The sequence below is a fragment of the Asaia sp. SF2.1 genome (assembly GCF_000505765.1).
GTDB classification, from domain to species: domain Bacteria; phylum Pseudomonadota; class Alphaproteobacteria; order Acetobacterales; family Acetobacteraceae; genus Asaia; species Asaia bogorensis.
In genome coordinates, this window is sequence record NZ_AYXS01000034.1 from 3,967 (window position 1) to 14,730 (window position 10,764).

A 10,764-nucleotide genomic window follows, 5' to 3' on the forward strand; every position below is an offset into this window, starting at 1 on the left:
AGCCTTTTTCTTCCAGCTTGCGCCCGTTTTTGAGGGCCTCGGTGATGGTCTGTCCGGTGACGAACTGCTCACCCATCAGGCGCATGGCCATATCGACACCGCGACGGATGACAGGCTCGCCGCAGCGCTTGAGCAGGGTGTCGAGTGTCTGCGGCAGGCGTCTGGCTTGTGTGGTTGAAAGAAAACCACCCGAGACGATCAGCCCCCAGGTGGCGGCGTTGACGAAAAGAGGCGTTCCCTTGCGGATATGGCCCTGCCAGTGGCCCTTGGCGATCTTATCGCGAATCAAGGCGTCGCGTGTTGCTGTATCGGGGATGCGCAGCAGGGCCTCGGCGAGGCACATCAGGGCGACGCCTTCCTGCGAGGACAGGTCATATTCCCTGATGAGACCCTGCACGAGCCCAGGAGTGCCATTGCGGCGCAGCGCCTCGACCAGTTTGCGAGCCGTGGCGCGCGAAGCAGCTTCCTGTGCAGGCGTAAGTGTTGCCTCAATGGACAATGCTGCCACGCGTTCGGGCTCTGGGGCACGCGTATGGTCGGTGATTGCCTGACGCAAGGCGGAACGTTCGGGAGCGATCGTGCGGAAGGCGGCAAAGGGTGCGTTCATCACAGGCCATATCGTTGCTGGTTGTTTATGATCCCTTATGGTGATTTGCACCAAATGAGTTATGGAAGAATGGGGATGGGGCCGTATATTATTCTCCTTTAGGGAATTTTACCGAATATCATTTTGGGGGTGGTGGTGGCATCGGATGAGATTGATCGCAGGATTCTGAGAATCCTCCAGAAGGAAGGCCGTATGACCAATGTGGAGCTCGCCAGGCTGGTGAACCTCAGCCCTGCTGCGACGCTTGAGCGCGTCCGCAAGCTCGAACATTCCGGGGTGATCAGGAATTACATGGCGCGTCTGGACCCCGAGACCGTCAATCTTGGATTGCTGGTTTTCGTGCAGGTGACGCTGGATCGCACAAGTGCCGATATTTTCGACTCATTTGCGAAAGCCGTGCGGGCCATACCGCAAGTGAGTGAATGTTACATGGTGGCGGGTGGGTTCGATTATCTGGTGAAGGCACGGGTGCGGGACATGAATGCGTATCGTGCCTTTCTGGGCAAGACGCTTACACGTCTGCCCGGCGTGAGGCAGACACACACCTATACAGTTATGGAGGAGGTAAAGGCGGACCTTGAACTTCCGATTTGACGGAAGCGTAGTCAGTCCAGGCAGGCAACACCCTGATGCAGGTCGAAAGAGAGCTTCGCGCCTTCGAGGGCGGACATGGTCAGGACCGGAGGTTTTGTGGAATCCCCGACCCGATAGCGTATGCGGGCCTGCACATTGTGATGATCCAGGCGCAGGGCGGTGCTGCGCAGGATCGCATTTTCACGGATCATGCCGGTAGCGGTCTCGAATTTCTGCGTGGCCTTTATACCGGCTTGAGTGGTGAGCGTGGAACGCTGGATGACGAGCGGCTCAGGGGAGTTGTCTCCTGTCATCAGGGCAGCCATGCGATGCTGGCCGTCATAGGAGACAGGAAGAAGGAACGCTGCATCGAGTCCCCCGACATCCGATTGAAGCGTAGCATGACGATGACAGGAAAACGGAGCATCCGGGCCGAAACTCATGCCGTGATCCGTCATGACAACATGGATCAGCACGCCGAGCGACTGGAGGCCAATAACGGCATGGCTGGTTTTTGCGACGATCATGAGTTGATTGCGAAAGACTGTATGACCAAGAGTCAGGCTCGGGACCTGCACGAGGTCGGCTTTTTCGGCCTGTATCGTATCGTCACGCAGTGATGAGACAGTACCGACTACCGGCCAGTGATGACTGCGCTGCATAGCCTGCGGTACAGCGCCCAGGACACTGCCTGTGTTGATGATTGCATGGACCGGACTCCCGTCCAGATCGATCATTGTGCCAGCCGTTGCAGTTGTCACACCATCGATCAGTGTCTGGAATGGATTGAAAGAGACCTGATCGCTGCGTGGCCCTTTGACCTCGATCGGGAGGATGCCTGACTCCGGAACTGTTAGCGTGACCTGATCGAGGTCCGTGAGAACAAGGCCGGGTTTGTCGTAATAGGCAATGAGGGGCGCACGAAAGGCGCGGTCGATAAAGAGTTTTCCGCCCGCCCATGCGGGGAGGCGGTTTTCCAGAAGCAGATCGCCAGTCAGGAATGTGGCCAGCATGAAATTGAACGGGTTAACGCTTTGGGCCGGGTTGCTCCACGGTGCTGCACGGCGCAAAGCGTCCTGGATAATGTGATCGGCCCGGAAGAGGTCACCCTGCGTCCGGCCCATGGCGGCATCGCACAGGGCGAGCAACATCACATTGAAAGCCGGTTCAGGCCCAGGAGCTTTTTCGAGGGACTTTCTTATTGCGATTAGTCGGCCGGTATCTCCTGCTTCAAGAGCGGAGAGAATACCTCGGGTATCGCTTGCGGTGAGTGTCGTCCTGCCTCGCCTGTCGATGCTCAGCAGGTCTGGCTCGAAGAAATGAACCGGCCCTTTTGCCGTACCTGGTGGTGAGTGATCAGCGTGGGCGGTGTAAGCAGGAAAGAGCAGAGGCGCCGCAATTATGGTCGTGAGAAGAAGTAGTCGAGACAGGCACATGTTCAGGAATCCCGTTTAGACGCATGAGTGAGGCGGGTTGCGAAGCGGTAGAACAGGATGTCGGCCGCGTCCGGTCTTTCAGGGTTTGCCAAGGGGAGGCGTTTTCCCCCTGCCTTCTGCCAGGGGGAATGATTGTTTAGCGCAGGCAGGCCATGCTCTCGGGCAGGTCAAGGGAGAAACTCAGCGTCTTGAGAGCTGCCATTGAGATAACAGGCCGGTCGGCCGGGTCGCCGATCTGGTATCTCACGCTCGAGCGCAGGCTTTTCCCGGCGACTTCGATAGTGTCGGTTTGCGTGAACGTCTCATGGGCTCGTTGACCATAGGCTGTGCCGAGATATTCCGTTCTGCTGCGATGCGCCATTTTACCGGAGAAGCTGGTGATGTTGACAGTCAGGAGATCGGGAGCATTGTCTTCAGTCCCGATAATTGCCTGTGTATCGCCTCGGGCGTAGGATACGGGAAACAGAAGAAACATGTTGACCCCTGATCTGAAGCTACTGACGACAGGCCTCAGATTGCAGGAAATCGGTGCTGAGGACCCAAAGCTGAGGCGACGGCTGGTCATCGTCAGGTGACGCAGACGGCTCAGTTGTTGCAGCCCGATCAGCACCGTCTCCGAATGGGTTACCGTCATGATCTGGTTTGTCAGGACAGTCTGTCCGATCTTGATGGAGGGGATGAGAACGACTGCCTCAGTGCGTGGGTCGGGTGATAAATCCTTGCTTCCAGCCAGACGGCCAATGACAAGCCAGTGATGATCCCGTTGCAAGGAAAACGGGACGGAGCCGATCACGGTCGCGGTGCCGAAAGTGGCTGTCGCAGGCGAGCCATCAATCAGTACGGTTGCCTTTGCTGAAATTGCAGTCTGATCCTCGAACTGGCTCTCGGACGGGTCCAGATCAACAGAATCCGATGGTGGCCTTTCAAGGGTCGAATCTGGAGTTGCACGGGCCGGTACGGAAAGCTTGAGGAAGTCCATATTCCGAAATTCGAGGTCAGGAATATTATAGTAGGCTCTGACAGGCGCATAGAAGCCGGTTTGAAGGTTCTCTGTTTCCTCGGCCCAGTCACGGACGCGGCCCATCAACATCAGATTGCCGATATGGATGTTGCGCAGCATGATCTGGATGGGATTGATCGTCTGGGAAAGGTCCCCGAATTTCCCGGCCTCATGAAGAGCTTGCAGGATGATATTGGATGAATGGGCGAAATCGCCGTCTACGCGCGCCATTGCGGCATCACACAGCGCGATCATCATCTTGCGTATCGACGGGGCATTTTGCGCTGAGGCGACTACCGCGCGGAGACTTTCAAGGCGGGATCTGTCGCCTGCTTCCATCGCGTCATTGATTCCATGGCTGTCGCGGATGCTGATATAGGCAGTGTTTGTCTGATTATCCCGGAAGATCAGATCCCGATCAAAACCGAGAATAGCCGGGCCCGGCGGGAGAGACGTGGCGGCGGCTGCGTAATCAGCCGACCCCCATAGAAATAGAGCTAACATCGGGGCAACACGCCGTATATAACGCAAGATAATGGCCCCAACAGGGAGTTCTCGTTTGTTTTCTTGCAGTCTATACGTCATGTTTTACTATGAATATGCGTATTCAGAGGACTAGCCGATAGAGGGTGTGAATATGTGACGCAATTGTCACGATTCATCGGACTCTTGTCGGCGCAGAAGTGCCCCAAAGACGCAGACTTGTGCTGCACGAGGTTTCGCAATTCGCCGCAATAGGGCGCTTTGCCGATAACACTTTTTTTATGGGGAGTGGTGAACCGGGTGGGACTCGAACCCACGACCATTCGATTAAAAGTCGAATGCTCTACCGGCTGAGCTACCGGTTCACGTGAGGCGTCTGGCTACAATATGAGCCAGAGGCCGTCAACCGACTGAATCGGGCTCAGTCGGTTTTCATGCGGCTTTTAAAGCCGTCACGTCCTTGATTCAGGCTTCAGGACGCATGGAGATGATGGCATCGGGGTCCTTGACCATGCCCGAGGCGCCAGCGCCGCGCTTGACCTGGTCGATATGCTCCATACCCGACACGACCTGACCGGCGATGGTGTACTGGCCATCAAGCGAGGGGGTGGGCTGGAACATGATGAAGAACTGGCTGTTGGCCGAGTTCGGGTTCATGGTACGGGCCATGCCCAGCGTGCCACGCTCGAACTTCGCTTCACGGGTGAATTCGGCCTTCAGGTCGGGCAGGTCGCTGCCGCCCGAACCGGTACCTGTCGGATCGCCGCCCTGTGCCATGAAGCCCTCGATGACGCGATGGAACTTCACGCCGTCATAAAAGCCCTGCTCGGAAAGGGTGCGCAGGCGCTCTGAAGCGAGGGGGGCGAGGTCGGGACGGAGTTCGATCACGACATCGCCGGTCTTGAGCTTCATGACGAGGCGGTTATTGGTCTCGGACATTGACTTCTATCCTTGTGTTTGCGGAGCCTGAAAAGGCCACGCGGCCTATGTCGGCCTCTTTCCCGCTTTCGACAAGAGAAGACGGGCGATATTCGCGGGAACGTACGGGTTTATATCCCCTCCGAAGGCCAGAAGCTCGCGCACGATGCGCGAGGCAACGAGCCGGTGTTCTTCCCGGGCGGTCAGGAACATCGTTTCGAGCTCGGGAGCGAGTTGTCGATTGATGGCCGCCATCTGGCTCTCTGTTTCGAAATCGGCCGAGGAACGCAGACCGCGAATGACGCAATGGGCACCCTCCTTGCGGGCGGCCTCAATCATGAGCGTGTCAAACCCGACAACCCGAAGGGTCTTTCCACCGGGGCACAGAGGCATAAGCGTCTGTTCGATGACGCTGCAGCGCTCATCCAGAGAGAGTAGCGGGCGTTTGGCGGCGCTGAGCGCTACGCCCACGACCAGCTCATCGAATTGTGCGAGCGCGCGAAGCGTTATGTCGCGATGACCAATCGTGAAGGGGTCGAACGTGCCGGGATAGAACCCGACACGTCTGCCGCCGGGAGGGAACTCAGCCTGCACTGTCTTCAGGCGCGGCTGGGCTTTCAGGGGGTTCAGGCGCGGAGTCGGATGTTGCGACGGCGTCGGATTCCTCGAGAGAGGTCTCAGCGTCATCAGCCTCGGTGCCTTCGGATTCGGCAACCGGGAAGATGCTGGTTACGCGCTCCTCTCCCCCGACGCGGAACAGGGTGACGCCGCTGGCCTGTCGGGCCATGACGCGCACCTGCGAAACGGGGACGCGGATGAGGCGCCCCACATCGGTGACCATCATGACGTCGGTGCCGTCGAGTGTGGGCAGGGTCGCAACGACCTCGCGACCGCGCTTGGGATTGGTGAGGGTCATGTTGGCAATGCCCTGGCCACCGCGACCGCTGACCCGATATTCGTATGCCGAGGAGCGGCGGCCAAAGCCGGCATCGGTGACGGTGAGCAGGATCTCTTCCTGCGCGGCGAGCTCGTCGAAGCGCTCCTGCGTCAGATCGCCGGCATCGACGGCTTCATCGGCGTCGTCAGAGGCGATCTCCTCGATCTCCTCCTCGGTGCCTGCGGCATTGGTTGCAGCTTCCGCGCGTCGCTTGGCGTTGGCCGCACGCAGATAGGCGGAGCGTTCCTCGACGCTGGCGTCGACATGGTTGAGGATGCAGAGCGAATTGACCTCATCGCCTGTGGCAAGACGGATACCGCGTACGCCCGAGCTGTCGCGTCCGGCGAAGACGCGCAGCGTATCATCGGTGATCTGGAAGCGGATGGAGCGGGCCTTGCGCGTGGCCAGGAAGACGTCCTGACCCTCGCGGCAGGTGGCAACACCGACAAGGCTGTCGCCCTCATCGAGCTTCATGGCGATCAGGCCGGAGGCGCGGATATTCTTAAAATCGCTCAGGCGATTGCGTCGGACATTGCCGCTGGCCGTCGCAAAGACGAGGTGCAGGTCTTCCCACTGCTCTTCTTCCTGCGGGAGAGCGAGAATGGCCGTGATCGAATCCGTGCCGAGGTCAGGCAGGAGATTGACCAAAGCGCGACCCTTGGCGGTGGGGGAGGCCTCTGGCAGGCGCCATACCTTCTCGCGATAGGCCTTGCCGCCCGATGAGAAGAACATGACCCATTGATGGGTGTGGGCGTTGAAGCTGTTGACGATGACATCGTCACCGCGACGCCCCGCGGCCGTACGGCCGCGGCCACCACGGTTCTGGGCGCGGAAGATTTCGAGTGGTGTGCGTTTGATGAAGCCGTCACGCGTGATGGTGACGACCATCTGGCCGGGCTCAATCAGGCTTTCATCCGACTGGTCGCCCAGCGCATCCGAAATTTCGGTCATGCGCGGCGTGGCGATTTCGGCGCGGGCCAGAAGCAGCTCGTGACGCATGACTTCCATGCGACGGACATGGCTGCCGATGATTTCGAGCAATTCGTTGATCTTGGTGGCGACCTCGCTCAGTTCGCCCTGGATCTTGTCACGCTCCAGACCGGTCAGACGCTGCAGGCGCAGTTCGAGAATACCGCGGGCCTGCACTTCAGTCAGGTGGACCTTGCCATCGACGATGACATTGCCTTCGTCATGGATCAGCTCGATGAGCGGCTGCACATCGGCGGCGTTCCAGGCGCGGGCCATCAGGGATTCGCGTGCGGTGGCGGCATCGGGGGCGCTGCGGATGAGAGCGATCACCTCATCGATATTGGCGACCGCGATGACGAGGCCGACCAGCAGATGCCCGCGATCACGCACCTTGTTCAGGTCAAAGCGCGACCGGCGCAGGATGACGTCTTCACGGAAGCGGATGAAGGCTTCCAGAACGTCCTTGAGCCCCATTGTGCGGGGCTTGCCGTCATCGAGGGCAAGGCAGTTGACGCTGAAGGAGGTCTGAAGCTGGGTGAAGCGATAGAGCTGGTTCAGCACGACTTCGGGCGTTGCGTCGCGCTTGAGCTCGATCACGATACGCATACCGGAGCGATCGCTCTCATCGCGGATATCGGAAATACCCTCGATTTCCTTGGCGCGGACGAGATCGGCGATCTTTTCCTGCAGCGTTGCCTTGTTCACCTGATAGGGAATTTCGGTGACGATGATCGCCTGACGATCCTTGCGGATATCTTCGATTTCGGCGCGGGCGCGCATGGGAACGGAGCCACGGCCCGTCTCGAAGGCCTGACGGATGCCACGGCGGCCCATGATAATGCCGCCCGTTGGGAAATCCGGGCCGGGGATGATCTTCATCAGATCATCGAGGGTGGCTTCGGGATTCTCGATAAGGGCAAGCGTCGCGTCGATGACTTCGCCGGGGTTGTGCGTCGGAATGTTGGTCGCCATGCCGACGGCGATGCCGGAGGCACCATTGACCAGAAGATTGGGGAAGGCGGCAGGCAGAACCTTGGGTTCGCTTTCGCTTTCGTCGTAGTTCGGCTGGAAATCGACCGTGTCGCGGTCGATATCGTCGAGCAGGAAGGACGCCGATTTGGCCAGGCGCGCTTCGGTGTAACGCATGGCAGCCGGGCTGTCGCCATCGACCGAACCGAAATTGCCCTGACCATCGATGAGACGGACGCGCATGGACCAGGACTGGGCCATGCGTACCATGGCGTCATAGATCGAGCTGTCGCCATGGGGGTGGTATTTACCCATGACATCACCGACCGCACGGGCCGATTTGCGATAGGGCTTGTCGGAGGTGAAGCCGCTCTCACGCATGGCGTAAAGGATGCGGCGATGGACCGGCTTGAGGCCGTCACGGACATCCGGCAACGCGCGCGAGACAATGACCGACATGGCATAGGCGAGGTAGGAGGAGCGCATTTCCTCCTCGATGGTCACCGGGATCTGGTCAAAGGGGGCGGCTGGCGGCGTCAGGTCGGTCAAGGCAGGTCCGTCTTGTTGATGTGTCGATCAGGGAGAGAGGCGTGGAAAGGGGCCGATCAGAACGGGATCTCGTCGTCCAGATCGCCACCCGGTGCGTCCCAGCCACCGCCGTTATTGCCACCCTGATTGCGCGAGGGAGACTGGCTCATGCCATTGCCACCGCTGCGAGCCGGGGCATTGCCGCCGCCATAGGAACGTGATGGGCCGCTTTCATAGCCGCCCCCCATGCCGCCACCGGACTCACCATCGCGGTTGTTGTCGAGCAGGGTGAGTTCACCACGGAACCGGTCAAGCACGATTTCGGTCGTATAGCGCTCCTGTCCGCCCTGATCGGTCCATTTGCGTGTCTGGAGCTGGCCTTCCACATAGACCTTGCGGCCCTTGCGCAGAAAACGTTCGGCGACATCGGCCAGACGCTCGTTGAAAATCACGACGCGGTGCCATTCGGTGCGCTCCTTGCGCTCGCCCGAGGCGCGGTCATTCCAGCTTTCGGAGGTGGCAACGGTCAGGTTGACGATCTTGGCACCGGACTGGGCATTGCGTGTTTCCGGGTCGCGGCCCAGATTTCCCACCAGAATGACTTTGTTTACACTTCCTGCCATGGCGACCGACCCTAAATACTGAAAATCGAGCCATCTTAGCCCAGCCCGACGCTGGCGTCACGCCTCGGGCGGCATTGCTGCCGACTTTAATCCTGTGGGGGGCAATCCTACATAGGTCTCGAAACGTTCTCGTCTTTCCGTCCCCAATCTGCCTTGCGTGGTGCTGATGTCTGATCTGCCGTACAACCAGTCCATTCGTGTGCGCGGTGCCCGCGTGCATAATCTGAAGAATATCGACGCCGATATTCCCAGGGACCAGCTGACGGTGATCACGGGGCTGTCAGGTTCCGGCAAGTCGTCGCTCGCTTTTGATACGATCTATGCCGAGGGGCAGCGGCGTTATGTCGAGAGCCTGTCGGCCTATGCGCGCCAGTTTCTGGAACTGATGGGCAAACCGGATGTGGACTCGATCGAAGGGCTGTCCCCTGCCATCTCGATCGAGCAGAAGACCACATCGAAAAACCCGCGTTCGACTGTCGGGACGATTACCGAAATTCATGACTACATGCGCCTACTCTGGGCGCGTGCCGGTGTGCCCTATTCGCCCGCCACAGGGCTGCCCATCGAGGCACAGACGGTCAGCCAGATGGTCGATCGTGTGATGGCGATGGAGGAGGGTACACGGCTGATGCTGCTGGCCCCTGTAATTCGCGATCGCAAGGGGGAGTATCGCAAGGAGCTGGCCGAGCTTCAGCGCAAGGGCTTCACGCGTGTGAAGGTCGATGGCGAGACCTATGAAATTGCAGAAGCCCCCCACCTGAACCGCAAGTTGCGTCATACGGTTGAGGTTGTCGTTGACCGCGTGGTGGTGAAGTCGGGTATCGAGACGCGTCTGGCTGACAGCTTCGAGACGGCGCTGAGCCTTGCCGATGGCGTTGCCTATGCCGAGCAGGTGCGTCGCGCCGGGGAAGAAGGCGCGAGCGAGCATATCGTGTTTTCGGCCAAGTTTGCCTGCCCGGTGAGTGGCTTTACGCTTGAGGAGATCGAGCCGCGCCTTTTCTCGTTCAATGCGCCGATGGGTGCCTGTCCGGTATGCGACGGGATAGGCACAGAGACGCATTTCGACGCGCGGCTGATCGTGCCTGACGAGAATCTGTCTCTTGCCGAAGGGGCGATTGCCCCTTGGCGCGATGCCAAGACGCCCTGGTACGACCAGACGCTGGAAGCGATGGCGCGTCATTTCAGGGAGAAGATGACAACGCCCTGGAAAAAGCTCGGTGAGCATTTTCGCCAGGCATTGCTTGAAGGAAGCGAGGACTCGGTTCTTTTTACCTACAAGGATGGCAAGCGGGCCTACGAACTCACCAAGCCTTTTGAAGGGGTGATGCGTAACCTGCAACGTCGTCTGGCCGAGACGGACAGCATGTGGGTACGTGAGGAAATGTCACGCTATCAGTCCGACGTCCCTTGTCATGCCTGCCATGGTGCGCGTCTGAAGCCTGAAGCGCTTTGCGTGCGTGTGAACCACCTGAATATCGCGCAGGCCTCCGATCTGACCATCCGGCGGGCGCTTGACTGGTTTGGGGGCGTCGAGGCGTCCCTGACGCCGCAGCGTGCCGAAATTGCGCGGCGTATCCTGCGTGAGATCCTCGACCGGTTGAGGTTTCTGGATGATGTGGGGCTCGATTATCTGACTCTTTCACGTGGTTCGGCCACACTGTCAGGTGGGGAGAGCCAGCGTATCCGGCTGGCAAGCCAGATCGGCTCGGGGTTGACCGGCG

The 10,764-nt window shown here is 59.4% G+C and carries 7 protein-coding genes, 1 tRNA gene and 2 pseudogenes; 2 read left to right on the forward strand and 8 right to left on the reverse strand.

Translation table 11 applies throughout. The features are described 5' to 3' along the window. A pseudogene (locus P792_RS31250) lies at positions 1-607 on the reverse strand (trifunctional transcriptional regulator/proline dehydrogenase/L-glutamate gamma-semialdehyde dehydrogenase); the annotation flags it as partial. Positions 608-742: 135 nt separating this feature from the next. Here P792_RS31250 and P792_RS31255 point away from each other — a divergent pair. Further along, entirely contained in the window at positions 743-1,201 is a 459-nt protein-coding gene (locus tag P792_RS31255) for an Lrp/AsnC ligand binding domain-containing protein (protein WP_035440277.1), read from the forward strand. A gap of 11 nt (positions 1,202-1,212) precedes the next feature. Here P792_RS31255 and P792_RS31260 read toward each other — a convergent pair whose 3' ends face one another. The 7 genes from P792_RS31260 to ssb all read right to left on the reverse strand — a co-directional run bounded on the left by P792_RS31260 (position 1,213) and on the right by ssb (position 9,043). Next, the gene (locus P792_RS31260; RefSeq protein WP_152530234.1) at positions 1,213-2,334 is read right to left on the reverse strand and encodes a hypothetical protein; all 1,122 of its coding nucleotides are present in this window, start codon (positions 2,332-2,334) and stop codon (positions 1,213-1,215) included. A 418-nt stretch (positions 2,335-2,752) separates the two neighbouring features. After that, on the reverse strand, positions 2,753-4,120 hold the full coding sequence (locus tag P792_RS31265; RefSeq protein WP_152530235.1) for a hypothetical protein: 1,368 nt from the start codon (positions 4,118-4,120) through the stop codon (positions 2,753-2,755). 268 nt (positions 4,121-4,388) lie between these two features. After that, positions 4,389-4,464 (reverse strand) — tRNA-Lys (locus tag P792_RS31270). A gap of 100 nt (positions 4,465-4,564) precedes the next feature. Further along, complete coding sequence (locus P792_RS31275) at positions 4,565-5,038, reverse strand: peptidylprolyl isomerase (protein ID WP_023979303.1); 474 nt, start codon at positions 5,036-5,038, stop codon at positions 4,565-4,567. A gap of 45 nt (positions 5,039-5,083) precedes the next feature. Beyond that, on the reverse strand, positions 5,084-5,611 hold the full coding sequence (gene coaD / locus P792_RS31280; RefSeq protein ID WP_023979304.1) for a pantetheine-phosphate adenylyltransferase: 528 nt from the start codon (positions 5,609-5,611) through the stop codon (positions 5,084-5,086). Continuing rightward, positions 5,601-8,378 carry a DNA gyrase subunit A gene (gene gyrA, locus P792_RS31285; protein WP_235075499.1) on the reverse strand — a complete coding sequence of 926 codons (2,778 nt, stop codon included), beginning with the start codon at positions 8,376-8,378 and terminating at the stop codon, positions 5,601-5,603. The genes coaD and gyrA overlap by 11 nt, the downstream gene beginning before the upstream one ends. A 119-nt stretch (positions 8,379-8,497) precedes the next feature. Next, the gene (gene ssb, locus P792_RS31290; RefSeq protein WP_023979306.1) at positions 8,498-9,043 is read right to left on the reverse strand and encodes a single-stranded DNA-binding protein; all 546 of its coding nucleotides are present in this window, start codon (positions 9,041-9,043) and stop codon (positions 8,498-8,500) included. A 166-nt stretch (positions 9,044-9,209) separates the two neighbouring features. On the opposite strand from ssb, the pseudogene P792_RS31295 reads away from it, so the two are divergent. Next, positions 9,210-10,764 (forward strand): annotated as a pseudogene (locus P792_RS31295) (excinuclease ABC subunit A); the annotation flags it as partial.

What these genes read in the sequence shown, in the direction of transcription:
- P792_RS31265 (WP_152530235.1), bottom strand. Translation starts at nt 4,120, where the DNA reads ATGTTAGCTCTATTTCTATGGGGGTCGGCTGATTACGCAGCCGCCGCC.
- P792_RS31275 (WP_023979303.1), bottom strand. Translation starts at nt 5,038, where the DNA reads ATGTCCGAGACCAATAACCGCCTCGTCATGAAGCTCAAGACCGGCGAT.
- gyrA (WP_235075499.1), bottom strand. Translation starts at nt 8,378, where the DNA reads ATGCGCTCCTCCTACCTCGCCTATGCCATGTCGGTCATTGTCTCGCGC.
- ssb (WP_023979306.1), bottom strand. Translation starts at nt 9,043, where the DNA reads ATGGCAGGAAGTGTAAACAAAGTCATTCTGGTGGGAAATCTGGGCCGC.